Source organism: Pseudomonas sp. FG13 (assembly GCF_057809755.1).
On the sequence record NZ_JBMDKO010000034.1, the window covers coordinates 1 to 25,743 of the forward strand.

The window sequence follows — 25,743 nt, forward strand, 5'->3', positions numbered from 1 at the left end:
GCTGGTTGCGTTGGGCCACCCGCAGTCCGCCGGACCGGGATGTGTCGTAGAACAACGCTTGCACGGGTACCTGCCCCGGCACCCCGGCGTTCCAGTTACGGATCTGCAACTGGTTGGGCTGGGTCACCCAACTGCCGCCCAATTGCTCATGGGCCAACAGGCTGGCACGAAACTGCGCCGCGATCCGGCTGCTCAGCGAGCATTGCAAAGCCGGTTGCTGGCCTTGCTGCTGGAAGTGCGTCAACCAGCCCGCCGCATCACTCACGCCCAATGCCGCGCAGGACCCCGGATCATCCGCCGTACCTCCGGTTCCACATCCATAATTGCCTTGAATCGACGCCACCAGCGGATAGGCGCAGAGCACGTCCACCGATTTGCCCTGGCTGATGGCCGTGAACGGATCACTGAAGACCATGCCGCTGTCCTGGGTCAGGCTATGGATGCCCTGGTCGCTGCGAAGATAGGAGAAACTGCGGGCGCCCAGGGCGATGGCGCTGTCTGTATGTTCCCAGAACCGGATCGGCAATCCACTCATCAGGCCACTGACCAGCACGCCGCTACAGAAATACGCGGCCTGGTTGCCGGGGCACGCCTGAGGGGTGTTGCTATAGCGGGTATTGAGCAACTGAGCGACTTCCGGTCCGGTTGCTGCGTGGGCCGTTACTCCCAACAGGATCAAGACCAGATACAGGAACTTGCCAAACAGAAGACGCCGTTTCATGAAACCTCCTTGGCACGGGATTCATCAAGTCATGCAAAGCCCTGAACAGGGACAGGTGGGATCGCGACTGAATGAAGCGACGTTGTTATGGGTCTAGATACCGTTCCAGTTTCGGACCAAAGCGCTGTCTACCCATGACCGCTACCCGAGGTGCCGGGCAACTGCTCTCCAGGCATTGATCTTCGGGAGTGAACCTGAATACCTGGCCATCCGGTGCGTCCAGGCGCAATTCGACGATGGGTAAGAATCGCCCCGTTGCCTTGAAATAATCATCCTGCAGGTAACGAGAACCCACGGGACCGTCGCCAGGAAAAAGCGCCTCGCCATAGAACACGGCATCGATCGGTAATTGCTCGGGAATGTCTTGCGGCCAGGTCCTGACCATGAATTCGTTCCAATCCCAGTCTCCCAGACGTACACGAATGTCGAGCGTCAGCTGGATCTGCTCCGGGGTCGTTGAAAAACTGCAGGATACGTAGGGATTGCCGGCATAACGGGCCATCCAGATATCTACATTGTCGATACCCATTTGCAGACAGACGCCATGGGATGAACACGCCTCCGCCAGGTTGGAGGTTCCGGCATCGACAGGGTAAGCGCAGCCCATGGTCAATGGATAAGCGGCGGGGGCCGACCATTCCTTGAAGATAAATCCCTGACGCCAGACCGGTTTCAGGACTTGTGAATCGACCCTGATAAAGGTGGTGGATACCCCATTGTTGCCCTGGGAGATGGGACTGGGATTCCAGGATCGGTAGGCCTCGGTTGCATCAGTCCCTCTCAATACCACTCCATTGCAATAAAACGAAGCTCTATTCCCCGGACAGACAGTTGCCGTATCGAAATAACGGGCATTCAACCGCTGGGCCACTTCGTAACCGACATACAACTGATCCTGCAAATTGAAACCGAACACGGCCCCCTCGGCGCCCGCCAGATCCAATCGCAGAATCGGCAGCCATTGACCCGTAGCCGCGTGATAGTCGCGCTGGTTGCGTTGGGCCACCCGCAGTCCGCCGGACCGGGATGTGTCGTAGAACAATGCTTGCACGGGCACCTGCCCCGGCACCTCGGCGTTCCAGTTACGGATCTGCAATTGGTTGGGCTGGGTCACCCAACTGCCGCCCAATTGCTCATGGGCCAACAGGCTGGCACGAAACTGCGCCGCGATCCGGCTGCTCAGCGAGCATTGCAAAGCCGGTTGCTGGCCTTGCTGCTGGAAGTGCGTCAACCAGCCCGCCGCATCACTCACGCCCAATGCCGCGCAGGACCCCGGATCATCCGCCGTACCTCCGGTTCCGCATCCATAATTGCCTTGAATCGACGCCACCAGCGGATAGGCGCAGAGCACGTCCACCGATTTGCCCTGGCTGATGGCCGTGAACGGATCACTGAAGACCATGCCGCTGTCCTGGGTCAGGCTACGGATGCCCTGGTCGCTGCGAAGATAGGAGAAACTGCGGGCGCCCAGGGCGATGGCGCTGTCTGTATGTTCCCAGAACCGGATCGGCAATCCACTCATCAGGCCACTGACCAGCACGCCGCTACAGAAATACGCGGCCTGGTTGCCGGGGCACGCCTGCGGGGTGCTGCTATAGCGGGTATTGAGCAGTTGAGCGACTTCCGGTCCCGTGACGGCCTGGGCCGTCAATACAAACAGGAACGCTATCAGAGTCAGGATCTTGCCAGGCCAGAATGAAGGCGTTTGCATCGCGGCCGTCCGTGTAGTCATTGTCCGTGCTCGCGAAACCAGGACTCCATACTCTGGACTCCCGCAGCTTGTGGGGGAGGTGGACAACTGTCAGCCAGGCACTGGTCATCCGGTGTAAAACTGAATACCAGGTCATCCGTTGCCCTCAGGTCCAATTGCACAATGGGCCAGAAGCGCCCCGTCATCTTGAAATAGTCATCCTGGAGATACCGCGCACCGGCCAAACTATCATTGGGGTAATAGGCCTCGTGGCTGTAAAAAACCGCATCGATCGGTAACTGCTCGGGAATATCCTGCGGCCAGGTCAACAAGATGAATTCGTTCCAATCGTAAGGTGGCATCGTGGCTGTCTTGCGCACCTCCATCAGCAATTGAAGGTCATCGGCCGTGGGGGCAAAACTGCAGGATTCGTAGGGTCGCGTTTGATATAGCTGCATCCAGGTTTCTAGGCTGTTGACCCCCAAGTCGGCACAGCGGCCATAACCCGCGCAGGGATCAGGCATCAGCCCTGTGTGGCCATCGTACGGATAACCACAACGCAAGGTCGTAGGATGGATCGCCGGAGCGGCGACTTCCTTGAAGAGAAAACCTTGGGGCCAGACAGGCCGTGGCACCCGGGAATCCGCGCGTAAGAACGTGGTGGAAACACCACCGTTGGCGATGGAGTAATGGCTGGGGTTCCATGAGTGATAAAGCGCGGTGGCATCGGTTCCTCTCAATAGGACGCCATTGCAATAGAATGAGGGCCGGCCATCCGCACACGTGATCGCCGTATCGAAGTAACGGGCGCTGAGTCGCCGGGCGACTTCATAACCGAGGTACAACTGATCCTGCAAATTGAAGCCGAACACGGCGCCATCGACGCCCGCCAGGTCCAGTCGCAGAATCGGCAGCCATTGGCCTGTAGCCGCGTGATAGTCGCGCTGGTTATGCTGGGCCACGCGCAATCCACCAGGCCGGGTCGTGTCGTAGAACAACGCCTGCACAGGTACCTGTGCCGGAGCCTGGGCATCCCAGTTGCGGATCTGCACCTGATTGGGCTGGGTCACCCAACTGCCGCCCAATTGCTCATGGGCCAACAGGCTGGCACGAAACTGCGTCGCGATCCGGCTGCTCAACGAGCATTGCAAAGCCGGTTGCTGGCCTTGCTGCTGGAAGTGCGTCAACCAGCCCGCCGCATCGCTCACGCCCAACGCCGCGCAAGAACCGGGGTCGTCCAGAGAGCCTCCAGTTCCACATCCATAATTGCCGTGAATCGAAGTCACCAGCGGATAGGCACACAACACATCCAGCGATTTTCCCTGGCTGATGGCCGTGAACGGATCGCTGAACACCATGCCGCCGTCCTGCGTCAGGCTGCGGATGCCCTGGTCGCGGCGCAGGTAGGAAAAACTGCGGGCACCCAGGGCAATGGCGTTGTCGGTATGCTCCCAGAACCTGATCGGCAATCCACCCATCAGGCCACTGACCAGCACTCCGCTGCAGAAATAGGCCGCATGGTTGCCGGGGCACGCCTGCGGGGTGCTGCTATAGCGGGTATTGAGCAACTGAGCGACTTCCGGCCCGGTTACGGCCTGGACCATCGAGCACTGCAGTAGCAATAACAACAGCAGGGGCTTGACCACCCGACGGACTATTCCAAAGCGCAAGCAAGCGTTCATGATCGGGCCTCCTGTCACACGGATTCCGACCTGGACCGATAGTAGGAAACCCGACCCTGGAGCAAGGACTGAACGGCTTCACTGTCACCGCCACCCGCGGCATGCCCCCACGTCACCATTCGGCCATCGGCGGTCAAGGCAGTAAACCCATGGGAGTTGCCATAGATTGCCCGGACATTGACCAGCACTCCGGCCACCGGTCCCACATCCCCACCGACGGTGACGTCCCCCCAAGCCACGACGCTGCCATCGTTACGCAGAGCGGCGAAAGCTTTGGAGGATCCTGTGACCTGGACGATGTCATTCATCCGGGCAATCTCATCGCTGACCTCTCCTCCGGTCTCCACGGTTCCCCAGGCCACCACATGACCATTTTTCCGACGTGCGACAAAAGACTGCCAATTGGAGGTCACTTCGATGATATCGTCCAGATCCTGAATCAGCTCCGGCAGCACGCCACCGTGTGTCGCGGCCCCCCAGGCGATGACATGTCCGCTGGCACACCGAGCGACGAAGGCTTGTGCAGTGGCGCAACTGAGTTCAATGACATCATCGCGATAGGCAATTTCTTGCGGTAGCGTTCCGCCTTGCTCAGCGCCACCCCAGGCAACCAGCCGATGATTGCCACGCAAGGCAGCGAACGCCGCATAATTTCCGATCACCTCTTCGACGTCGTCCAGTTGCCCGATGTCTTCGCCCAGCTCGCCGCCATTGGCCACGGCTCCCCAGGCCAGCACTTGCCCCGTGCTGCGCAGGGCCGCAAAAGCCAACGAGCCGCCACACACCTTGACGATATCGCTGCATTCCTCGACAGGCTCTGGCAGCAGACCACCGCTGGCCGCATCGCCCCAGGCCGCCAACTGCCCGCCGTCCCTTATGCCGGCAAAGGCTGCGCCATTACCCACTACCTGGGTGAATCCGGTTCTCGGCACACCGCCCATAGTCGCCCCATGGGTCGTCATCCCCCAGGTCACTACATTGCCATTGACACGGCGCGCGGCGTAAGCGCCCATCGTGGCACTCACCTCGGCGATATCATCCATGCTGATAATGGTCGCCGGGATCTTCGCACCCTCGGCGTCATTGCCCCAGCCCACCAGATCGCCAATGTCCCGACGGGCAATAAAGGCCGCATCGCCGGTGAGCACGCCATCGAGGCCACTACCGAAGATATTTCCCGGGTTCAAAGTGACCTGATAATCGGTGGAACGTACATGCAAGGGCCTGGAAGAGTCGCGGTCCTGAAAAGTCGTGCCGGCCACCCAACCATCGTCGCCCTCGTATTGCCACTGCACCAGGACGGGCCGTCCGGTCGACGTCTGGAACGCACTCAACCGCCGCGAACATCCCGAACATCGATACAGGCCACGGTTATAACGTGCCCCCATGACCCGTATCTCACCGGAGCCGATATCGCGCTTGACCTCGTACCGGGCCTCGGGGCCCGGCTCGCCTCCGTTGACGGTATAGGTCAGCACGATGGAGCGGCCTTCGTTGGCACTGATCACCGTGTAGGGAATATCGATGTACAGTGCGCCTCCCGCCTCGCTCGGCAACACTGAATGCGTTAATACAGTGCTGCCCGTGCCCGCCGCTCCCGCCAGGGTTACCTGAACCACATCAGCGGATTTCAACCAGGCTTCGGGAGCGATCCGCAGCGTCGCACCGCTGGACAGATCCTCCGGATTCAACTGATCGCCCTTGGCCTGAACGATGATGGGCATCGGCAACGGCAGTTTGGTGATTCGCAAGCCGAAGTCTTCGGAGTGCTCATTATCGCCTCCGGCGAGGTGTTCCACTTCGTAAGTCAGGGTCACGGCCAGTTCCAGAAACCGCCGGACCTGCGCCTGGGGCACGATGAAAAACAAAGGTTTGCCTATATCGTTACGCGAATAAGGCTTCTCATCGGTGTATGCCGTCACCCCCCCCGCCGTATCTGCCCAGGTAAGCCACACAATGTCGCCTTCGATCAGGCCATCCCGGGGTACAGTCACCTGGGCGCCCTGCGGAACCGACTCGGGATCGAGCACAGCGTTCTGCTCCATCCCCATCATAGAGGGGGGCGGCAGCAAAGCGCCTTGCCTGGCGTCGGCATGGATATCGTTCATGGCAAAAAACTCCTCTGAGGCGAGTCTTCAAGACGTACCGCGCGAAGCGCCCAGAACGGGCAGGAAGGTATCGGTGGTCAATGCCGTGGCATTGGCGTTGACATCCCCGCCATTCAGGTCATAGGCCCAGGCAGTACCGGCGCCCAATGTGTCGCCGGTCCAGAATGGATAATTCAGCCAGCCCAGGTACTGCGCCACGGGGCCGTTACCGGCGGAATACAAGGACCAAAGTCGCTTGATGTCCACCAGGGTGACCGGGTCCAGGCTGGCGCTGGCGCAGACCCGGACCATCCCCTGCCAGTCAGCACCAGAACTCAAGTAATACAGTTGCCGGATACCCGAGATCGTCAGCGAATAGGCACGCGGTTGATTCAGGCTGTCGGTGGCCGTGATCGTGCATTGGCCATTGCCCCTGGCGGTCACTTCACCTGTCTGGGGATCGACATCGGCCACATAGTCGTCGCTGCTGGCATAGCGATAAGGCGGGCTGCCCCAGGTTGCTTCCCGTGTCATCCGGGCATAGGCCGGTACCGTCAATGGGGCTTTGTCGGCGACGGCGACATAGTGATGCTCGCTGAGATCGAGTTCCGCCGCGTCCCCGAACCCCACCGCGATTTGCAGCGGCAACTCATCCGAGGGCTGCGTGCTGCCATCGAGCATCAACACCTCATAACGGATGGGCACGACCCCCTCGGCGTCGGCAACGAAATATTCAGCGTCGACGTAGAACACCACGTCCTTGATGTTCGTTCCGACCGGCAGCTCGTTCTCATAGTCGGGCCCGACAAACACGAACACTCTCTGCCAGTTGACGTCGGCGGCATCACGCCTGATCCGGACACGAGCCCCGTCCGGTGGGATATCGACAGGATCCAGGACGCCGTCGGGCGCTTCATCCACGGAGGGAGGCGGTAGGTTTACCACACGCTGGCCAGGGGTATCGGACATGGTGACACCTCGCAAAGACAGGAAGCCAGGCGCCCAGAGACGCCTGCTCGGATAAGCACGGAATATTCGGTTTACGAACCTACAGACGCATGCTCGGCCTGCGCCGCCAGCACCCTCGGTGCCGGTGGCGAGCGATAGTAGGACACGTTGCCCCGCAACTGTCCGTACACCGAATCGTTGTTGCCACCGCCAGTCGCATGTCCCCAGGCAACCACATCGCCACTGGCCGTCAACGCGACAAAGCCATGGGAATTGGCATAAAGGGCCTGAACATTGACCAGTCGTTGGGACGTGGCGCCGGGAATCGTTCCACCCACCACCGGATTACCCCAGGCAACGACGGTGCCGTCACTGCGCAACGCCGCAAACGCCTCGGAACTGCCGGCGATCTGTACGACCCCCGTCAACCCCGCCGGAGCGACGCCCCCCTCGTTGGGTCGTCCCCATGCGTCTACGGAACCATCACCACGACGCGCGGCAAACGCCCGCCATGTGCTGACCACTTCGACAACACCGCTATTGGGCTGCGGCGCGCCGCCTCCGCCATATTCCACCGAGCCCCAGCTCACCACCTGCTGGTTGGTATTCAGAACACAGAACGCCTGGGCATTGGCGCAAGCAAGCTGGGCGACTCCGGACAGCCCGCCAGGTAAGCTACCGCCGTAGGCGGGATTGCCCCAGGCCTCCACTCTGCCGCCGGTACGCAGGGCTGCGAAGGCCGCGAAAGAGCCTATGATGTCCACCACGTCATTAAGCCCTGGAGGAGCCGTTTCACCGTAACCGGCAATCCCCCAGGCCGCGACCGGATTGTTCAGACGACGGACCGCGAAAGCCTGGGAAGTGGCATAGACATTAGAGATATCGAGGTAGCTATTGATCGGTGCCGGCACCAGATCGTTGTCCCGGTTCGCCCCCCAGGCCACGACGCTGCCGTTGGTCTTGCGACCGCCGAAGGCGTTGCCATTGCCGACGATCTCGGCAAAGCCTGCAGCCGATACGCTTCCCATCCGACCACCTGCGGTCGGATCGCCCCAGACCCGCACCGTGCCCGAGCGGTCAACGGCCGCATAGGCGCTCTGGGTACAGCTCACATCGACGATATTGTTCAAAAGCGGAGCCGCGCCACCAAACGCCGGGTTTCCCCAACTCACCACATCGCCCCGATCGAGCAGGGCAGCAAAAGCCGCGCCGCCCTCGGTCAAGGTATCGACCCCATTGCCGAAGATATTCGCCGGGTTCAGCATCGCTTCCTGACTGCTCGAACGGACCTGCAACACCTTGGACGGCTGGATGTCGCGCCAAGTGGTAGCCGGCGCGCTCCAGGTGGGCTCATCCGCATACTTCCATTCAACCGCCAGCGGCTGCTGCGTGTTGGCATGCAAAGCACTTAACAACCTGGAGCATCCTGAAGCCCGGTAGGTTGTGCGGTTGAAACGGGCACCCATGATCTTGAAGGGCTCCAGAACCACCGGTACGCCAACATGCATATTGAACGGCTGGGATGGCCCGGTGAGGGTTCCATTGCGATTGCGGGTATAGGTGACGGTCACGTCCGTGTTGATAAATCGCTGGACGTCAGTCGATGGAATCAAGAAGCGCAGGTAATTATTAGGCAGGTCATTCGCTGTGTAGGGTTTTTCTACAGAATCATAGCGGGCGACCACACCGTTTTTATCCGTCCAGGTCACCACGATCCCATCGCCGACCAGCAACGCATTCCCCGGGACACGGGTCCAGACTTGCGTAATCAGCGAAGGATCCAACGTACCACCTTCAGCCACCCCCTCCACGAGGGGAGCTGGCAGGTCCTGATCGGGTAGGCCGAGATGAATGTCCAGGCGCTTGACCGACGACCGGCTGAAGTTACCCAATTGATCGAACACCAGGAACTCTACCAGCGTGTTGGGATTGTCGCCCGCCTGTTGGAAGGTGTCGGTGAACAGAGTGTTCACTTCCGGTATCGAGGCGTCGGCAATCTCCCACTCAACGGTGGCATTGCCCAGCAGGAAACGAATACGGTCGTAGTCACGGCGGTTGCTGTAGTTGAAACCGAATGCCACCCCTTGGGCCGCTCGCTCGGCGTCGACGCCATTGCTGACGACGTCGGGAGGAATCACCAGGTCCAGTCCATCGGGCGCCGGCTCACCGGGAGCCCGCAGGTGATAAAGCACGTTCAAATCCCTGGAAAGGTCGGTATCCCCACTCGGGCGGGTCGCTCTGTAGTACAACCGGTTGACGCCATTGAGCAACCGTCCCTGGGGCACATACAAACGCATGCGCAGTTGTTCCTCTCCCGGATTGACGGTGCCGCCTGCCACCGGAGTGGGACCGGCATTGACATACAAGTCGACACGATCGCCTTCCGCCATTGTCCAGCCACGACGCTGAAGCTCGTTCCACGGATCGATCAGGCACTCAAGGCCCCGGGGTTGGTCGTCGTAGAGACTTTTCGGAATGCCGCCATGAGCGAGATCGGGCGGTTTGATTGGAGACACCCAACCCGGAACGATCACAGGGTATAGTTCGAACAAATCGTTCAATGTGCTGGATTGGATATCCATCATGATCTCCTGGTGAGTGGCAGGCCGTTATCCTCTCGGGACGCCGTTATCACACTCCAGACCGGGGAGACTGGCTACTGTCAGAACTAACAGGTGTGGGGATATTCAGGACAAATGGTCGGTTGAATGGCTCATGGCTGTCATCGAGTTGAGCAAATCGTTGGCGAATCGGGCGCTGGATAACGTTGATCCACGCTAGGGTTCGCTCCCTCACCACGGACCCACTCCAACTTTAGGCACACTGACCGCAAGATGCTAAGCTGCTGCCCGGCTGGCCTGGCTTGCGAGAGGTACCTCATGGAATTGGTGGTTCATAGCTATTGCCTGAAAGGCGCACGTCAGGAGCCTCTGCTTCCCCCCGTCACCCTGACACCGACCTCGTCGACCCTGACGGTCGCCGAGCTCATTCGCCTCACCGTTGCCGAACAGATCGCCGCGCTGTCGGTCCAGCACTGGCTGGAACAGGCGGCCGTGCGCGAGGTGCTTGATCGCCAGTACCTGAGCGAGCGGGACATCCGCCGGCAAGCCGGTGAAGGCGCAATCGTCATGCCGCAAGCCAAGGCATCCCCCCAACTGGACCTCGACGTCGAGATCGAGCGCGCCTTGAAGGGCTTTGAAAGCCTCGCATTCCGCGTCCTGCACAATGGCGTCATGCTGCAGAACCTGGATGACCTCATCGATGTGAGCCCCCCTTCCACGATTGCGTTTATCCGTCTGATGCCGCTGATTGGCGGTTGATTCCTGTCGTTCATTTCTTCGGAACCCCTCATGCAATCACGTCGTCCTGTGCCCGACCAAGCCATACGCCTCGCTGCACTGGGAGCCTTCTGTGACAGCGCATTGGATACCTATCCCGAACTCAATCGCCATGACGAATGCGAGCTCGATTTCTGGGATGGCATCGACTTCCTGCGCATTGCCAACGACTGGGTCAGACAGCAGCCAGAGGAAGGCGCCAGGGCACTGGCCGACGGTTTTGTGTTCCCGACCGTCTGGGATGACTTGAAAGACCGCCGCGACCAACAGCGCTACGGCCTGCAATATCGCATCTGCGATGCGTGGATCACTGCTTACCCCGATGCTTACGCACTGGAGCAGATCGGTGCACGGCTGCAACACATGCTGCAATTCGCTTTCGAGGACAGCGACTATCCACTGCCCACCGGTGACGACGATCCTGCCTATTACCGAAGACGTCCGGAACACGCCTGGGCCTTTCCCGATGTGTCGGACTGCATCAACCGCCTGAGCAACTACCCGCCCACTCCGGCCTGGCAGACGTTCGCCGAATGGTTGCTGGACGGCAGCTGGAACCGTGTGCAGCCACCTTCCCCGCCTGATGAAGAGCAAAGGAGAGTCGCCGACGCGTATACCTACGTGCACAAGGACATCGAGCGCATTGCTTTGGGCCTGATGGAGGCTGGCCAGTTCGATTACCCTCGCTTCGTCCGGGCAGCCAACACCTGGGGGCGCGCCATGATGTTCTATACAGACGACACGGGGCTCGACAGCGATGACATGGAACTGAATCGGTACGCTGGTGAAACGTTCGACGAGGACGCGCCAGATGACGGGGCCCCTGAGGACGAGGGATTCAAGGCGGAACAACCTCTAAGTGAACATCCCCTGATTGAAGGGTCGGCCGACGTGCCACCCGAACTGGCGAATTTCACCGTTCGTTATGTCGAGGACGCCCTGGCCGGATTACCCGATAATGCCGAGAAGCTGGCCGACACCTTCCGTTCGGTGGAGGTCTATCAGACCCGCTGGGTGCTGCTGGCCCTGGCGGTCATCGAACGGCTGGGCATGACACCTGACACCTTTCATGACAGCTTCGGCAATACGGCCGCGGTGCTCGAACGTTTCCTGTCGCTCCAGGCATTGCCCAGAGAGCAATCGGCAGAGCTGCTCGCGTCGCTGGCCGGTTTTTCAAGAAATACCCTGCTGACCGCCCTGCCCTACGCCGGGCACGCCAGCCGAGTGGTACTCGACGCGCTCGGCTGGGGTGATCTGCAAGCCTTCCAGCGTGAATACCTGAACATCGCCCTCGCACCTCAGTCCGGCTGGGGCAGCGACCTGCCCAATACGTTGGATGCAACCGTGGGTGTGGTGGACCGCTACCTGCTGGACAAGGCGCTGACGGAAGCCGACCCGGAGCACTTGCGCGAATACCTTGCCGTACTCGCCCCCTCGCACTGGGCGTTTCCCGAAACCCGCGTGCTGCTCGACGCCTATCAAGGTATCGGACGACCCGCACTGGAAAAGAAGTTGACCCGCCACGCTCAGCCGGCTATGCGCATCTATGGGGTATTCCCTGTCACGCATTCGGACGACGTACGCCAGCGCTACCTGACGCTCAAGAAATTGCACAAGGAGGTGCGTAAATACGGCCCCCAACGACAGGCAAACTCCCACGCGGCGATTCAGGCGGGGCTGGAAAACCTGGCGCGTGTGGCCGGTTATCCCTCGGCGATTCGCCTGGAATGGGCCATGGAATCGGAGATCGCCGAATCCGCCCTGACAGCCACCACCGTCGAGGGCTATGACGTCACGCTGGTGATCGACGGCTTGTCGCCCACGTTGCGCATCTGCAAAGCCGGAAAGACGCTCAAGAGCGCACCGCCGGCGATTCGCAAAAACGCTGACTTCGTCGCCCTCAAAGCCCAGCAGACCCAACTCCAGGAACAGATCGCACGCTTCTGCCGCACCCTGGAAACGATGATGAGCAGCGGCGAAACCCTGACCCTGGATGTCCTGAAAACCCTGCTGAGGATGCCCGCCGTTCGCCTGCTGCTGGAACAGCTGATCGTGCAAGCCGATGACGCGGTGCTGGGCTGGCTCGACAGCGCAACACTGACGGTGACCGACCTTGAGGGCCGTCAATACGCCATTGAACAGAACCTGCGCATTGCTCACCCTTTTCATCTGTTCACCGCAGGACAACTGTCGGCCTGGCAGAAAGAAGTCGTCAGCCGTCGCCGCGTACAGCCGTTCAAGCAGGCCTTTCGCGAGCTGTATCTGCTGACCCCCGCCGAGCGCAGTACGCGCTTGTGGTCCAATCGATTTGTCGGCCACCGCCTGAGAGGCAAAGTAGCCGCGCGGTTGCTGCAGGTCCGCAACTGGTCGACCTCAAGCGTCGACGATATCTATTACGAGAGCAAGGAACACGGCATCTACGCCACGTTCAACTTTCTGGATACCGGTCACTACCTGTCAGAAACGGAACACTTCACTTTCGACACGATTGCGTTCTATCGCGACCAGAAAGCGCTGCCGCTTGAACAGGTACCGCCCCTGCTGTTTTCGGAAGTCATGCGTGATGCCGACCTGCTGGTTTCCGTGGCCCACGCCGCGGACGGCTACAGCACCAGTCACGAAACCCTGCAGCGACGCGCCGAACTGATCGGCGAACTGATTCAGGGGCTGGGACTGCAAAACGTCAAATGTGAGGGTCATTTCCTGCACATTACCGGCCAGCGCGCGAACTACCGCATTCATCTGGGCAGCGCAGCCATCCATATCGAACCCGGTAACTACCTGTGCATCGTCCCTGCCGGCGGCAGCGCTCCCGAGCTCTACCTGCCGTTCGCCGACACCGACCGGAAAATGACCGAAGTGCTGAGCAAGATGTTTTTGCTGCAAGACGACATGAACATCACTGACAGCCAGATATTGGAGCAGATACAGCGGGGGAGCTGATGGCGGGGTTTGTTCTGCCAACTTACCCCGGCATTGTCGCCCTTATTGAGAAGTACCTTCAGCCACTGCCTGGCAGCGATTCCACAAAGCAGAGCCTATATTCACTTGCCGGTTTTACGCCCTGGTGCAACGATCTGGCTTTTCGCCAAAACATCTGGAGTTTCGCCGTGCTGGCTCAGTCTTCAATCTGGTTTTTTGTGGTTCCGTTTGCTATCGCTGCGGCTATTCCTGGGCCTGCTCAAGGCGCACTGCTCGGTCAAGTGGTGTCTCGGGGCGCCAAATCGACCCTGCCGTTCATCATAGGCATGGTCTTGGGTAACGCCGTCTGGCTGCTTGTCGCGACTCTTGGCCTTGCTGCATTGGCGCTCCAGTTCGAGCAGGTTTTCGTCGCAATCAAGTGGCTTGGCGTTGCGTTCATTCTATTTATCGCATGGAACCTATGGTCGAAAAATATCCATCAACCTCAAGCTCCTGCCCCGCGATCAGCAGGCCGAGGTTTGCTATCCGGTGCTCTTTTGACACTGAGAAATCCAAAAGCAGTGGTTTTTTTCGGCGCAGTCCTGCCCCACGCCTTCGATCTCACTGCGCTTTCCACGTCAGAGGTTGTATTCATCACCGCCCTAGGCATTGGCATTGATCTCACTGTCCAGATGGCTTATCTCCTCATGGCCTCTCGTATCAAACGCGCAGTTCAATCACCTAAGGCCATGAAACGCCTGAATCGTACCTCTGCCGGTGTCATGACTGGATGCGCCGGGTGGATGGCCATCTCGCGGTAATCGCCGGATGAGCGTGCAGCCAGAAGCCCTGGATTTGCCCTGGACCAAACGTCAGAAACGAAAAAGCCCCTGAAATGTTCAACCATTTCAGGGGCTTAGTCGTATTCAATAATGGCGGAGAGATAGGGATTTGAACCCTAGGTACTGTCGCCAGTACAACGGATTTCGAATCCGTCCCGTTCGGCCACTCCGGCATCTCTCCAGTGGCGCGCATCATACCAGCACATTCGCCGGAAGCGAACCCCCGAGCGAATTTTTTTCCGTGCTATCAGATGCTTGCGTCGATTACAGCGGCACACCCAGGCGTTGGGCGACTTCTTCGTAGGCTTCGATGACGTCACCGAGGCCCTGGCGGAAGCGGTCCTTGTCCATCTTCTTCTTGGTGGCCTTGTCCCAGAGACGGCAGCCGTCCGGGCTGAATTCGTCGCCCAGGACAATGGAGCCATCGCTGAACACGCCGAACTCAAGCTTGAAGTCCACCAGCAGCAGGCCGGCGTCGTCGAACAGCTTGCTCAGCACTTCGTTGACCTTGAGGGACAGCTCCTTCATGCGCGCCAGTTGCTCGGCGGTGCCCCAGCCGAATGCCACGACGTGGGATTCGTTGATGAACGGGTCGCCCTTGGCGTCGTCCTTCAGGAACAGCTCGAAGGTGTAAGGATTGAGCTTCATGCCCTCTTCCACACCCAGGCGCTTGACCAGGCTGCCGGCGGCGTAGTTACGCACGACGCATTCCACCGGGATCATGTCCAGTTTCTTGACCAGGCATTCGTTGTCGCCCAGCAGCTTGTCGAACTGGGTCGGCACGCCGGCGGCTTCGAGTTTCTGCATGATGAAGGCGTTGAACTTGTTGTTCACCATGCCCTTGCGGTCCAGCTGTTCGATGCGCTTGCCGTCGAACGCCGAGGTGTCGTTGCGAAACAGCAGGATCAAGCGGTCAGCGTCGTCGGTCTTGTAAACCGATTTGGCTTTGCCGCGGTAGAGTTCTTCACGTTTTTCCATGATGGGCTCCGCTTGCTAAGTAGATGGGCTAGGCGATATGTCGCCAGTCGAGCCCTGAATCTTGATCGGCCAGTTGCAGCCAGTCCGGGTCGCACCCAAGGGTGTCGACAAAACATTGCCGGGCCAGCTGCGGCAGGTTGTTCTTGCTGCTCAGATGGGCCAGGACCAGGTGTTGCAAGCCCTGCCAGCCCAACTCGGCCACCAGGTACGCCGCCTGGTGGTTGTTCAAATGTCCGCGTTCCCCGCCTACCCGTTGCTTGAGAAAGTACGGGTAATAACCACGAGCCAACATGTCGCGACAGTGGTTGGATTCGATCATCAAGGCATCGAGATCCCGATAACTGTCCATGACCCTGTCGCAATACGACCCCAGGTCAGTCAACAAGCCGAAACGCCGCTCGCCGTCGCTGAACACATACTGCGTCGGCTCTCGGGCATCGTGGGCCACGCTGACCACATCGATGTCCAGGGCGCCGATGCGCAGTTGCTCGCCACCGGCCACGAAACCGGCTGGCTCGATGGGCTTGCGCAGGCCCTCCGACGTTCCACGACTGAGGTAGACCGGCAGATTGTAGCGCCGGGACAGCAAACCCACGCCATGCACGTGGTCGGCATGTTCGTGGGTCACGAGTATCGCGCTCAGTTGCGCCGGATGCACACCCAGGCGCAGCAGGCGTTTCTCGGTTTCCCGCAAGGAGAAACCACAGTCGACCAGCACATACGTACCGGCGCTGGCTACCAGCGTGCCGTTCCCTTGGCTACCGCTGCCGAGAACGGCAAAACGCATCGGATCAGCCCAGGTTGTCCTGAATCACACCCAGCACCTTGCGGGCCACTTCGGCCGGCGCCACGGTGTTGATATTTTTCTCGACGGTCACCTGGACGTTGTCGCCCACTTTGCTCAGACGAACCTGATAGCGCTCGGCACGGGCCTCGATTTCTTCCTTGTTCGGCTTGCCGCCGAACAGACCACTGAAGAAGCCGGGCTTCTCGTCTTTCTTCTCGGCTTTTTCGGCGAGGTTGATGTAGTACAGGCCCAGGCTGCGGTTGATATCTTCAACCCGCCATTCGCCCTGCTCCAGCGCACGGCCAACGCTCGACCACGCACGGTCCAGGTCGGAGCCGACGTTGAGCACCGGGTTGCCGCTGCCGTCTTCGGTCAGGCTGACACGGCTCGGCGTGTCGAAATCCCGGGAAGCCAGCATCGAAACCGAACCGCCCTGCTCTGCGGAACGGCTCATGCTGGCAAGCATGTCGTCCACCAGCGCAGCGTCGAGGCCGGTATTGACCGAACGGTTGGTGAACGCCACGTCGGCGGTGCTGCCGGCAGGACGTTCGGCACTGACCACATAGATTTCACTGGTATTGCGCTGCACGCCCGGCTCGATACGCACCCGCACGCGGGATTCACTGTCGCTGGCGACACCGGCGGCACTCAGACGCTTGCCCATGGCGGCGGACAGTTCATCGGCGTGTTGCCAGGTGGTGGTGAACTCGCCGGTCTGCGGACGCTGTTCATCGATGCGGAAACCGTTGTCCTGGAAGAACTGGATCGCCACTGGCCAGACTTCGGCCGGAGGGTGCTGGGCCATGACCCAACGTGAATCGCCACTCTTCTGCAGGGTGTAGTCGCTGGCATCGGCGATGGCCGACAGCGGCTGCGGACGAGGAACCTCGTATTCGCCCTTGGTGGTGTCGTCGGCCACGTTACGTGGGATCGGCAGCAGCGGATCCAGACGCTTGGCGACATGGACATCCGGCGGCAGTTGCATCGGTGCAGTCTGTTGCGCGTTCAGGTAATCGCTACCACGATCGCGGAAGTAACCTTCCGGGCCCCAGATCCATCCACAGCCACTGGTGCTGGAGATAATCAAGGCAAGTGCGGAAAGTCCGGCAATTCGCTTCATGCGGTGTACTTCCTCAATTAAACCAGGACGCCGGACTGGCGCATGGCCTGCCGCAGCGGTTCGTGACAGGCGTTGCTCAGCCAGGTAAGCGGCAGGCGGATGCCTTCGTGCATCAGGCCCATTTCCACCAGCGCCCACTTCACCGGGATCGGGTTGGCTTCGATGAACAGGTCCTTGTGCAGCGGCATCAGTTTTTCGTTGATGGCCCGTGCGGTCTCTGCGTCGCCCTTGAGCGCGGCTTCACACAGGTCGGCCATTTCACGCGGCGCGACGTTGGCGGTGACGGAAATGTTGCCCTTGCCGCCCATCAGGATCAGCTCGACCGCCGTCGGATCGTCACCGGACAGCACGATGAAGTCCTTGCTCACACCATCGAGGATGGCCTTGGCGCGCTTCAGGTCGCCGGTGGCTTCCTTGATGCCGATGATATTCGGGACGGTCGACAGGCGGATCACGGTCTCGGCCTGCATGTCGCAGGAGGTGCGGCCGGGAACGTTATAGAGGATCTGCGGGATGTCGACCGCTTCGGCGATATGCTTGAAGTGCTGGTACAGGCCTTCCTGGGTAGGCCGGTTGTAGTACGGAACGACGAGCAGGCAGGCGTCGGCACCGGCTTCCTTGGCGTTGCGGGTCAGCTCGACAGCTTCGCGGGTCGAGTTGGCGCCAGTACCGGCGATGACCGGAATGCGACCGTTGACCTGCTTGACCACGGCACGGATGACTTCGATGTGCTCGTTGACATCGAGGGTCGCAGACTCGCCGGTGGTACCGACGGCGACAATGGCATGGGTGCCGTTTTCAAGGTGGAAGTCCACGAGTTTGCTGAGGCTGGCCCAGTCAAGACGCCCTTGTGCATCCATGGGTGTGACCAGTGCCACCATACTGCCCGCAATCATGAAACCGCTCCTGCCGGAAAAAGAGAGCCGTAATGGTACTGGCGCCAAGATGCTTGTACAAGCGAACTCCCATTCCCCTTGGCGATGGTTTTCGCTACCCTTCAGACTTTGATCGGTACCGACACGCTCACAGGCCGGTTCCCAGCCTCCGTTTTCGTCGCCACAAGCCCCGATCCTGCGTTTGCCCTGGCGTATTCCCCCCTGTTGCGGAATGCCGCGCAACCCCAGGCACCGGGCTTGAGTCGTTCGCTTTCGCAGGCCGGCGCCGTGCAGGGTGGTGTAGGTATCGACCGCTCATCGCTTTAGGAATGCTGCATGTCCACCCCCACAGTCCGCGAACAATTCCTTGTCATCAGTGCCCTTGGCGCCAACCCCATGGAGCTGACCAACGTCCTGTGCCGCGCCAGCCATGAAAACCGCTGCGCCGTCGTGACCTCACGCCTGACTCGCCACGGCGAATGCAGTGCGCTCGTGCTTGAGGTTTCCGGCAGTTGGGACGCCCTGGCCCGCCTGGAAGGCAGCCTGCCGGTATTGGCCAAGAAGCACACCTTCACCGTCAACGTGGTGCGCAGCGCAGCGCTGGAAAACCGTCCACAGGCCCTGCCCTACGTGGCCTATGTGAGCTCGGCCTACCGGCCGGACATCATCAACGAGCTGTGCCAGTTCTTCATGGACCACCATGTCGAGCTGGAGAACCTCACCTGCGACACCTACCAGGCTCCACAGACCGGCGGCACCATGCTCAACGCCACGTTCACCGTGACCCTGCCGGCCGGCACCCAGATCAGTTGGCTGCGCGATCAGTTCCTGGACTTCGCCGATGCGATGAACCTGGACGCCCTGATCGAACCGTGGCGCCCACAAAACCCAATGTAAGGAAGCGCTCATGGCCGTTGCCATCGACCAGCCGGTTACCGATTTCCAGGCGCCCGCCACCAGCGGGCAGACCGTCAGCCTCGCTGCCCTGAAAGGCAAGCAGGTGGTGATCTACTTCTACCCGAAGGACAGCACCCCAGGCTGCACCACCGAAGGCCAGGGCTTTCGTGACCAGTACCCACAGTTCAAGGCGGCCAACACCGAAGTGTTCGGCGTCTCCCGGGACAGCCTCAAGTCCCACGAGAACTTCAAGTGCAAGCAGGAGTTTCCGTTCGAGCTGATCAGCGACAAGGACGAAGCCATCTGCCAATTGTTCGATGTGATCAAGCTGAAAAAGCTCTATGGCAAGGAATACCTGGGCGTGGATCGCAGCACATTCCTGATCGACAAGAACGGCGTACTGCGCCAGGAATGGCGCGGTGTGAAAGTGCCTGGGCATGTGGATGCCGTGCTGGCGGCGGCTCAGGCGCTCGATAAGGCCTGAGGCTTTTTATTGCCTGTCGGGCCCCATCGCGAGCAGGCTCGCTCCCACAGGGTTCTACACAATCCATGTGGGAGCGAGCCTGCTCGCGATGAGGCCATCAGCCTCACCTGATCAGTCAGCTAGAGCAACGGCGCCACAATCGGTTCCTTGCTCGGCCACGCATCCAGCACAGCCTTGAACAGCGTCGCCAGGGGAATCGCAAAGAATACCCCCCAGAAACCCCACAGCCCACCAAACAGCAGCACCGCGCAAATGATCGCCACCGGATGCAGGTTCACCGCTTCGGAGAACAGCAACGGCACCAGCACGTTGCCGTCCAGCGTCTGGATGATGCCGTAGACCGCCATCAGATAAATGAACTGATCGCTCCAGCCCCACTGGAACAGCGCAATCAAGGCCACCGGTACGGTCACCACCACCGTGCCGACATAAGGCACCACCACCGAAATCCCCACCAGCAGCGCCAGCAATGCGGCGTAATTGAGCCCGAGGGCCACGAAGCCGATGTAGGTCACGCCACCGCAGATGAACACCTCGATGACCTTTCCGCGAATGTAGTTGGCGATCTGGCGATTCATCTCCTGGGCCACCCGGGTAATCAGCGCCCGCTCACGCGGCAGGTAGCCACGAACCCAGCGCCCGATCATTTCCCGGTCCTTGAGAAAGAAAAACACCAGGATCGGGACCAGCACCAGGTAAATCATGATGTTCACCAGCAGCGGCAGGCTGGACAACGAAAACGTCAGTGCCCACTGGCCGAACTTGCCGATCTGGCCGCGCACCACTTCGATGGTCTGGAGTACCTGCTCGTCCGATACCAAATGCGGATATCGCTCGGGCAGCAGCAATAACAGGGACTGCCATTTGGCGAGCATGCCCGGCAACTCGTTGAACAGCGTCACCAACTGGTGCCAGAGCAGTGGCACGATCATCACGATGAACACCACCAACAGCCCCATGAACAGCGCAAATACCAGGCCCACCGCCACGGTGCCGGGCAGCCGCAGGCGTTCCAGCGTCGTCACCAGTCCTTGCATCAGGTACGCCAGCACCATCCCCGCCAGCACTGGCGCCAGCATGCCACCCAAGGTGAGGACCGCGGTGAACCCCAGGAATAGCAGCACTGCCAGCACCACCGCCTCTTCGTCGGAGAAGTAGCGCTGAATCCAGTCGCGTAACACTTTGAACATTAAAATTCCTTAAGCAACGCCATCGATTATTCAGGCTTTCTTCAGCCAGTAACGGTAGACACCGTCATCGTCTTCTTCATGCAGCAGCGTATGACCGGCCAGCCGGGCGAAGGTGCGGAAATCACGCTGGGAGCCCGCGTCCGTGGCGATGACCTTGAGCACGGCGCCACTGGCCAGGCGGTTGAGCTCCAGCTTGGCCTTGAGCAATGGCAACGGACAATTCAGGCCGCTGGCATCCAGTTCGGCATCGTGGGCTACAGCATCGGTCATGGGTTCACTCCGCAGCAGGTCGTAGAGCCGTCTAGAATATCTGGTCCCGGGCCCGGTGTCCGGCTACAGTAGGGTCTTTGTCGACTAAGGCCCCGTGCATGACATTTCTGCGCCCCACCCTGCTGACGCTCGCTTGCCTGCTCGCCTCACCAGGCTTCGCCGACGACCTGCCGTCACTTGGCGATGCCAGTTCTGCCGTTGTCTCGCCGGAGCAGGAACACCAGTTGGGTCGCGCCTGGCTCGCCCTGTTGCGCAGCCAGGTCGCACAACTCAACGATCCACAGCTCAAGGATTACGTCGAGACCAGCGTGTACAAGCTGGTGGAAACCAGCCAGGTCAACGACCGCCGCCTGGAATTCATTTTGATCAACAGCCCGCAGCTCAACGCCTTCGCCGCACCCGGCGGGATCGTCGGGGTCAACGGCGGCCTGTTTCTCAACGCCCAGACCGAAGGCGAATACGCCTCGGTGATGGCCCACGAACTGGCTCACCTGTCACAACGCCACTTCGCCCGTGGCGTCGAAGCCCAACAGCGCATGCAGGTTCCGATGATGGCCGCGCTGCTGACCGGTATCGTGATCGCCGCTGCCGGCGGTGGCGATGCGGGGATCGCAGCCATTGCCGGGACCCAGGCGGCCGCCATCCAGGAACAACGGCGTTTCTCGCGCCAGAATGAGCAGGAAGCCGACCGCATCGGTATCCAGAACCTGGAAAAGGCCGGCTACGATCCACGCTCCATGCCGACCATGTTCGAACGCCTGATGCGCCAGTACCGCTTCGACGCGAGACCTCCTGAATTCTTGCTGACTCACCCGGTCACCGAGTCGCGGATCGCCGACACCCGCAACCGTGCCGAACAGGCCAAGCCGGGCGGCACGGAAGACAGCATGCGCTATCAACTGATCCGCGCACGCGTCCAGTTGATCTATGAGGAAACCCCTGGCTTGGGCGCCAAGCGTTTCCGAGCGCAACTGGATGAAAACCCCAAGAATGACGTGGCCCGCTATGGCCTGGCGATTGCGCAGATCAAGGGCGGCCAGTTGAACGAAGCCCGGGAGAACCTCGCGCCACTGCTGGCCAAGTCACCCAACGAAATCATCTACAACCTGGCCCAGGTCGATCTGGACATCACCAGCAACAAGCTGGCCGACGCTCAATCTCGCGTTGACCGGATGCTGACCCAATACCCGGGCAACTACCCACTCAATCAGGTGCGGGTCGACCTGCTACTCAAGCAGAACCGCCCCGCCGACGCCGAGAAGGCTTTGGAAAACCTGCTCAAGACCCGTCCGGACGATCCGGATGTCTGGTACATGGTGGCCGAGACCCGCGGCCTGTCGGGGAACATCATCGGTTTGCACCAGGCCCGCGCCGAGTACTTCGCCCTGGTGGGCGACTACCGCCAGGCCATCCAGCAACTGGACTTCGCCAAGCGGCGCGCCGGCACCAACTTCCCGCTGTCGTCACGCATCGATGCGCGCCAACGGGAGCTCATGGAACAGGAGCGCATGGTCAAGGACATGATGGGTTAAGAAGACCGGTATCCACGGCCAGGCACTGTCCTCCTGTGGGAGCGAGCCTGCTCGCGAAAGCGGTGGGTCAGCTTGCAATGTTGTTGGATGTGCCAGCCCCTTCGCGAGTAGGCTCGCTCCCACAGGGGCCACATATTCGCCAATGGGTGCCCATTCACCGGGCACAAAAAAACCGCCTCTCTCGAGGCGGTTTTTCATTGAGCCGCTAACCGATCATTCGGCCAGCTTGAAGGTGATGAAGCTCGCACGCCCTTGGCGCAGAACCCGCATAGAGACCGAGCGATTCTTCGGCAAGGCCTTGGCGATCTCGGTGAACTCCTTGGTGGAACCAATCGCCTGGTTGTTCAGGTGCGTGATGATGTCACCGGGTTGCAGGCCGATGAGGGCGGCAGGACCGTCCTGCACTTCCTTGATCACCACCCCACCCTGCAATTCCAGGGCTTTCTTCTGCTCGGCCGTCAGCTCGACCACCGCCACACCCAGGCGATTGCTGCTGCGCTCGACGCCGGACTTGGGTTGCGATTCCAGCTCCGCGCCCTCTTCAGGAATGGCACCGACCGTCAGCTCGACGTTCTTGCGCTTGCCCTCGCGAATCACTTCCAGGTTGGCCTTGGCACCGGCCTTGAGCGCACCCACCAGGTGCGGCAGGTCCGCGGACATGATGATCGGCTGATCATTGAGCTTCAGGATCACATCACCAACCTGCAGGCCACCCTTGGCAGCCGGACCACCTTCCTGGATCTGCGCCACCAGCGCACCGGCTGGTTTTTCCAGCCCGAACGACTCGGCCAGATCCTTGTTCACCTCTTGGATGACCACGCCCAACCAGCCGCGACTGACCTTGCCTTCGCTTTTCAACTGGTTCGATACGTCCATGGCCACATCGATTGGAATCGCGAAGGACACGCCCATGAAACCGCCCGAACGGGTGTAGATCTGGGAGTTGATGCCCACCACTTCGCCGGACAGATTGAACAACGGACCACCGGAGTTGCCCGGGTTGATCGGCACGTCGGTCTGGATGAACGGAACGTAGTTTTCGTTCGGCAGGCTGCGACCGATCGCACTGACGATGCCCTGGGTCACGGTGTGGTCGAAGCCGAACGGCGAGCCAATGGCCACGACCCACTGACCGGCCTTGAGGTCCTGGGACTTGCCGAGCTTGAGGACCGGCAGGTCCTTGCCGTCGATTTTCAGCAGCGCCACGTCGGAACGCGGGTCGGTACCGATCAGCTTGGCCTTGAGCTCACTGCGATCGGCCAGGCGCACCAGGATTTCGTCGGCATCGGCGATCACATGGTTATTGGTCAGGATGTAGCCATCGGGCGAGATAATGAAACCCGAGCCCAGGGACTGCGCTTCACGCTGACGGCCACCGCCTGGCGAACGCGGCTGCTGCGGCATTCCGCGCTCCAGGAACTCGCGCAACATCGGGGGTAACCCTTCGAGATCGGGCATCTGCTGGTCCGAGACACGGCGATCCGGCAGCTTCTGGGTGGTACTGATGTTCACCACCGCAGGCGAGGCGTTTTCGACCAGCTGAGTAAAGTCAGGCAAGCTGTCCGCCACGGCCGGAACGGCCTGGCCGAGCACCAGCACGGTGGCAAGGATGGAGAAATAGGTTTTCAAGCTTGGTATCGACATACGGCTCCCGTTACGACGAGCAGGGTTAAGCGATATGGAACAAGAAATACCGGTGGAATGACACGCCGGTATCAACGTCCCGGAAAAACAGGCAAGGCCAGAGCCGAGCGGCTCTGACCTAATAGAAAAAAAACAGAAGTTTTGCAAATGAAAATGCTGACAGGAAGTTTCGGCATTTCGATCAAGACCGAACCACCGCGCCAGCACGTTACTGAGTCGCCGTGGCATCGGAACGCATCGAAAGCGCGATCCGTTCCGCCGTACCGATAGGGATCTCGCCGACCACGGTCACCATCATTTCGCCCTGCGGCGTCGTGAGGCGACGAGAGACGGCCGCCGTCGGGCCAAGCTGGGTACGCGTGTCGGTGACGTTTGCGCCATTCAGCGGTTCCAGGAATACCGAGAAACGGGCCAGACCATCGTCGTACATCAGGCTGCTGACCTGAACGTTGGTCTCCGGGTCTTTGCGCACAGCGCTGTTGGTCAACTCGAAGCCGGGGGGAAGCCAATCAGAATGCCATGTAGCCTTCGCCACAGCAGCCTTACCGACTTCCTGGACGACTGCCTTGCACTCGGCGCTGGCTTGCAGGTCGCTGTCCGCCGGCTCCGCAGTATTCAGTCGCGTAAACTGGAAGCGCTCGAGCAACTGACCCTTGTCGTTAAGCAGCAAGGACTTGAGCGGCAAGCCGGTCTCTTTGTCCAGGTGCAACTCGAAGCCGTAGCGATGCTGGTCCTTGGGCGTCAGGGAAACGATAACAGTCGGTCGCCCGGCCACGCGCGACTTGCCGATAACGGCAAGGTCGTACCAATTCTTGAGTTTTTGCGGATCAAGCGCACGGGCAGTGCCCTCGGTATTCCCAATCCCTGGGATCAGGGCACCGCTGACGCATTGAGTATGTCCATCAATGCGCAGGACTTCCTGTGCCGAGCCGTCCTGCTGGAGCAACCGCTCGCGTACTTTGCCATCCTGGGCGCGATGCCAGATGTTATGGGTAGAAAAACTACCGTTGCGCTCGTAGACGAAGGTGCCTTGAAAGCTTTGCTGTTGCTCGGCCTGGCCCATACGATTCAGCCAGTCCTGAGCCTCATCGGCGTACGCTGGGCCAGCACACCAGCCACCCAGCAGCAGCGTGAATAGAGGTATGGCGCGCAAGGGTTATCCTTAACGGTTTTCCAGACTGGCGGCACGGGCGTAAGGCAATGCGCTTTCAGTTCCCTTCAGGGCAGCCTGTTGGGCATGCTGACGCAGGTAGTTGGGCAGACGCTGATCATGCCAACCTGGCTGACCTTGCAGAACACCATTGACCATGGGGCCAGCAGCTTCCGAGCTTTCGCTGTAACCGGCCAGTACCGCCGGGCCCTTGACCTGTGGAGCGACCAGGCCTGGCTGGCTGGACTGCTGCGCCATCTGTACACCGGCGATCTCATCCTGGTTATACAGACGTACACCGGCCAGAACGGCGACGGTCACCGAAGCGGCCACTGCCAGACGACCCAGGTTGCGCCATGGGCTGCGGGATACTTTTGCCGGTACGGCTTCGTCAGCCAATGCAGCAGAAACGGCCGCAGCGATGTCCAGGCGCGGAAGCAGCAGGTCCTTGTGCATGACAGCCCGGGCGATCTGGTAACGCGCCCAGGTCTCACGGGTTTCAACATCGTCAAAGGCATTCAATACCCGACGCAATTCCAGTTCGTCCGCTTCGTTATCCATCACTGCGGACAGCGATTCCTGCAGGGCTTCACGACTCATGGCGTTC

General features: G+C 60.4%; 20 protein-coding genes, 1 tRNA gene and 1 pseudogene. 6 read left to right on the top strand and 16 right to left on the bottom strand.

What is annotated here, in order from left to right:
* The 6 genes and pseudogenes from ACODTO_RS21920 to ACODTO_RS21945 all read right to left on the bottom strand — a co-directional run.
* Positions 1-721: pseudogene (locus ACODTO_RS21920) on the bottom strand (hypothetical protein); the annotation flags it as partial.
* Positions 722-806: 85 nt separating this feature from the next.
* A complete protein-coding gene (locus ACODTO_RS21925; protein WP_489107039.1) occupies positions 807-2,432 on the bottom strand; it encodes a hypothetical protein in 1,626 nt (541 codons plus the stop codon).
* Positions 2,433-2,449: 17 nt separating this feature from the next.
* Positions 2,450-4,093, bottom strand: coding sequence for a hypothetical protein (locus ACODTO_RS21930; protein WP_489107040.1), 1,644 nt, complete (start codon positions 4,091-4,093; stop codon positions 2,450-2,452).
* A gap of 14 nt (positions 4,094-4,107) precedes the next feature.
* A complete protein-coding gene (locus ACODTO_RS21935) occupies positions 4,108-6,201 on the bottom strand; it encodes an RCC1 domain-containing protein (RefSeq protein WP_489107041.1) in 2,094 nt (697 codons plus the stop codon).
* Between the two features lie 27 nt (positions 6,202-6,228).
* Positions 6,229-7,149: an immunoglobulin-like domain-containing protein gene (locus ACODTO_RS21940; protein WP_139649651.1), complete on the bottom strand. Its 921-nt coding sequence runs from the start codon at positions 7,147-7,149 to the stop codon at positions 6,229-6,231.
* A 71-nt stretch (positions 7,150-7,220) separates the two neighbouring features.
* A complete protein-coding gene (locus tag ACODTO_RS21945; protein WP_489107042.1) occupies positions 7,221-9,710 on the bottom strand; it encodes an RCC1 domain-containing protein in 2,490 nt (829 codons plus the stop codon).
* A gap of 297 nt (positions 9,711-10,007) precedes the next feature.
* Here ACODTO_RS21945 and ACODTO_RS21950 point away from each other — a divergent pair, with 297 nt between their 5' ends.
* The 3 genes from ACODTO_RS21950 to ACODTO_RS21960 are packed head-to-tail and all read left to right on the top strand — an operon-like array spanning position 10,008 to position 14,188.
* A complete protein-coding gene (locus ACODTO_RS21950; RefSeq protein ID WP_489107043.1) occupies positions 10,008-10,448 on the top strand; it encodes a hypothetical protein in 441 nt (146 codons plus the stop codon).
* Positions 10,449-10,478: 30 nt separating this feature from the next.
* Entirely contained in the window at positions 10,479-13,409 is a 2,931-nt protein-coding gene (locus ACODTO_RS21955) for a DUF4132 domain-containing protein (protein ID WP_489107044.1), read from the top strand.
* Positions 13,409-14,188 carry a LysE family translocator gene (locus ACODTO_RS21960; protein ID WP_489107045.1) on the top strand — a complete coding sequence of 260 codons (780 nt, stop codon included), beginning with the start codon at positions 13,409-13,411 and terminating at the stop codon, positions 14,186-14,188. Before ACODTO_RS21955 ends, ACODTO_RS21960 begins: the two co-directional genes overlap by 1 nt.
* A gap of 112 nt (positions 14,189-14,300) precedes the next feature.
* On the opposite strand, the gene ACODTO_RS21965 is transcribed toward ACODTO_RS21960, so the two are convergent.
* The 5 genes from ACODTO_RS21965 to dapA form a co-directional block, all read right to left on the bottom strand.
* Positions 14,301-14,390 (bottom strand) — tRNA-Ser (locus tag ACODTO_RS21965).
* 83 nt (positions 14,391-14,473) lie between these two features.
* Complete coding sequence (gene purC / locus ACODTO_RS21970; protein ID WP_016963914.1) at positions 14,474-15,187, bottom strand: phosphoribosylaminoimidazolesuccinocarboxamide synthase; 714 nt, start codon at positions 15,185-15,187, stop codon at positions 14,474-14,476.
* Positions 15,188-15,215: 28 nt separating this feature from the next.
* On the bottom strand, positions 15,216-15,974 hold the full coding sequence (locus ACODTO_RS21975; RefSeq protein ID WP_139649661.1) for an MBL fold metallo-hydrolase: 759 nt from the start codon (positions 15,972-15,974) through the stop codon (positions 15,216-15,218).
* A 4-nt stretch (positions 15,975-15,978) separates the two neighbouring features.
* Positions 15,979-17,094, bottom strand: coding sequence for an NlpB/DapX family lipoprotein (bamC, locus tag ACODTO_RS21980; protein ID WP_139649663.1), 1,116 nt, complete (start codon positions 17,092-17,094; stop codon positions 15,979-15,981).
* 17 nt (positions 17,095-17,111) lie between these two features.
* Positions 17,112-17,990, bottom strand: coding sequence for a 4-hydroxy-tetrahydrodipicolinate synthase (gene dapA, locus ACODTO_RS21985; RefSeq protein ID WP_489107046.1), 879 nt, complete (start codon positions 17,988-17,990; stop codon positions 17,112-17,114).
* A 315-nt stretch (positions 17,991-18,305) separates the two neighbouring features.
* Here dapA and ACODTO_RS21990 point away from each other — a divergent pair, with 315 nt between their 5' ends.
* Entirely contained in the window at positions 18,306-18,866 is a 561-nt protein-coding gene (locus ACODTO_RS21990; RefSeq protein WP_041020812.1) for a glycine cleavage system transcriptional repressor, read from the top strand.
* A 10-nt stretch (positions 18,867-18,876) separates the two neighbouring features.
* A complete protein-coding gene (locus ACODTO_RS21995; protein ID WP_175386890.1) occupies positions 18,877-19,350 on the top strand; it encodes a peroxiredoxin in 474 nt (157 codons plus the stop codon).
* A 119-nt stretch (positions 19,351-19,469) separates the two neighbouring features.
* Here the strand turns inward: ACODTO_RS21995 and ACODTO_RS22000 are convergent, their stop codons facing one another.
* Together ACODTO_RS22000 and ACODTO_RS22005 are read right to left on the bottom strand one after the other, a co-directional pair.
* Entirely contained in the window at positions 19,470-20,540 is a 1,071-nt protein-coding gene (locus ACODTO_RS22000; RefSeq protein WP_041020814.1) for an AI-2E family transporter, read from the bottom strand.
* Between the two features lie 30 nt (positions 20,541-20,570).
* Entirely contained in the window at positions 20,571-20,810 is a 240-nt protein-coding gene (locus ACODTO_RS22005; protein ID WP_139649671.1) for a sulfurtransferase TusA family protein, read from the bottom strand.
* A 98-nt stretch (positions 20,811-20,908) separates the two neighbouring features.
* On the opposite strand from ACODTO_RS22005, the gene ACODTO_RS22010 reads away from it, so the two are divergent.
* A complete protein-coding gene (locus ACODTO_RS22010) occupies positions 20,909-22,342 on the top strand; it encodes a M48 family metalloprotease (protein ID WP_175362514.1) in 1,434 nt (477 codons plus the stop codon).
* A 213-nt stretch (positions 22,343-22,555) separates the two neighbouring features.
* Here the strand turns inward: ACODTO_RS22010 and ACODTO_RS22015 are convergent, their stop codons facing one another.
* From ACODTO_RS22015 to ACODTO_RS22025, 3 genes are all read right to left on the bottom strand, one after another.
* Positions 22,556-23,986, bottom strand: coding sequence for a DegQ family serine endoprotease (locus tag ACODTO_RS22015; protein ID WP_139649674.1), 1,431 nt, complete (start codon positions 23,984-23,986; stop codon positions 22,556-22,558).
* A gap of 208 nt (positions 23,987-24,194) precedes the next feature.
* Entirely contained in the window at positions 24,195-25,139 is a 945-nt protein-coding gene (locus ACODTO_RS22020; RefSeq protein ID WP_139649676.1) for a MucB/RseB C-terminal domain-containing protein, read from the bottom strand.
* Positions 25,140-25,148: 9 nt separating this feature from the next.
* On the bottom strand, positions 25,149-25,736 hold the full coding sequence (locus ACODTO_RS22025; protein WP_139649678.1) for a sigma-E factor negative regulatory protein: 588 nt from the start codon (positions 25,734-25,736) through the stop codon (positions 25,149-25,151).
* Positions 25,737-25,743: the final 7 nt, after the last annotated feature.

Bases quoted from the DNA above. Each gene is read 5' to 3' on its own strand.
- ACODTO_RS21925 (WP_489107039.1), bottom strand. From the start codon at position 2,432: ATGCAAACGCCTTCATTCTGGCCTGGCAAGATCCTGACTCTGATAGCG.
- ACODTO_RS21930 (WP_489107040.1), bottom strand. From the start codon at position 4,093: ATGAACGCTTGCTTGCGCTTTGGAATAGTCCGTCGGGTGGTCAAGCCC.
- ACODTO_RS21935 (WP_489107041.1), bottom strand. From the start codon at position 6,201: ATGAACGATATCCATGCCGACGCCAGGCAAGGCGCTTTGCTGCCGCCC.
- ACODTO_RS21940 (WP_139649651.1), bottom strand. From the start codon at position 7,149: ATGTCCGATACCCCTGGCCAGCGTGTGGTAAACCTACCGCCTCCCTCC.
- ACODTO_RS21945 (WP_489107042.1), bottom strand. From the start codon at position 9,710: ATGGATATCCAATCCAGCACATTGAACGATTTGTTCGAACTATACCCT.
- ACODTO_RS21950 (WP_489107043.1), top strand. From the start codon at position 10,008: ATGGAATTGGTGGTTCATAGCTATTGCCTGAAAGGCGCACGTCAGGAG.
- ACODTO_RS21955 (WP_489107044.1), top strand. From the start codon at position 10,479: ATGCAATCACGTCGTCCTGTGCCCGACCAAGCCATACGCCTCGCTGCA.
- ACODTO_RS21960 (WP_489107045.1), top strand. From the start codon at position 13,409: ATGGCGGGGTTTGTTCTGCCAACTTACCCCGGCATTGTCGCCCTTATT.
- purC (WP_016963914.1), bottom strand. From the start codon at position 15,187: ATGGAAAAACGTGAAGAACTCTACCGCGGCAAAGCCAAATCGGTTTAC.
- ACODTO_RS21975 (WP_139649661.1), bottom strand. From the start codon at position 15,974: ATGCGTTTTGCCGTTCTCGGCAGCGGTAGCCAAGGGAACGGCACGCTG.
- bamC (WP_139649663.1), bottom strand. From the start codon at position 17,094: ATGAAGCGAATTGCCGGACTTTCCGCACTTGCCTTGATTATCTCCAGC.
- dapA (WP_489107046.1), bottom strand. From the start codon at position 17,990: ATGATTGCGGGCAGTATGGTGGCACTGGTCACACCCATGGATGCACAA.
- ACODTO_RS21990 (WP_041020812.1), top strand. From the start codon at position 18,306: ATGTCCACCCCCACAGTCCGCGAACAATTCCTTGTCATCAGTGCCCTT.
- ACODTO_RS21995 (WP_175386890.1), top strand. From the start codon at position 18,877: ATGGCCGTTGCCATCGACCAGCCGGTTACCGATTTCCAGGCGCCCGCC.
- ACODTO_RS22000 (WP_041020814.1), bottom strand. From the start codon at position 20,540: ATGTTCAAAGTGTTACGCGACTGGATTCAGCGCTACTTCTCCGACGAA.
- ACODTO_RS22005 (WP_139649671.1), bottom strand. From the start codon at position 20,810: ATGACCGATGCTGTAGCCCACGATGCCGAACTGGATGCCAGCGGCCTG.
- ACODTO_RS22010 (WP_175362514.1), top strand. From the start codon at position 20,909: ATGACATTTCTGCGCCCCACCCTGCTGACGCTCGCTTGCCTGCTCGCC.
- ACODTO_RS22015 (WP_139649674.1), bottom strand. From the start codon at position 23,986: ATGTCGATACCAAGCTTGAAAACCTATTTCTCCATCCTTGCCACCGTG.
- ACODTO_RS22025 (WP_139649678.1), bottom strand. From the start codon at position 25,736: ATGAGTCGTGAAGCCCTGCAGGAATCGCTGTCCGCAGTGATGGATAAC.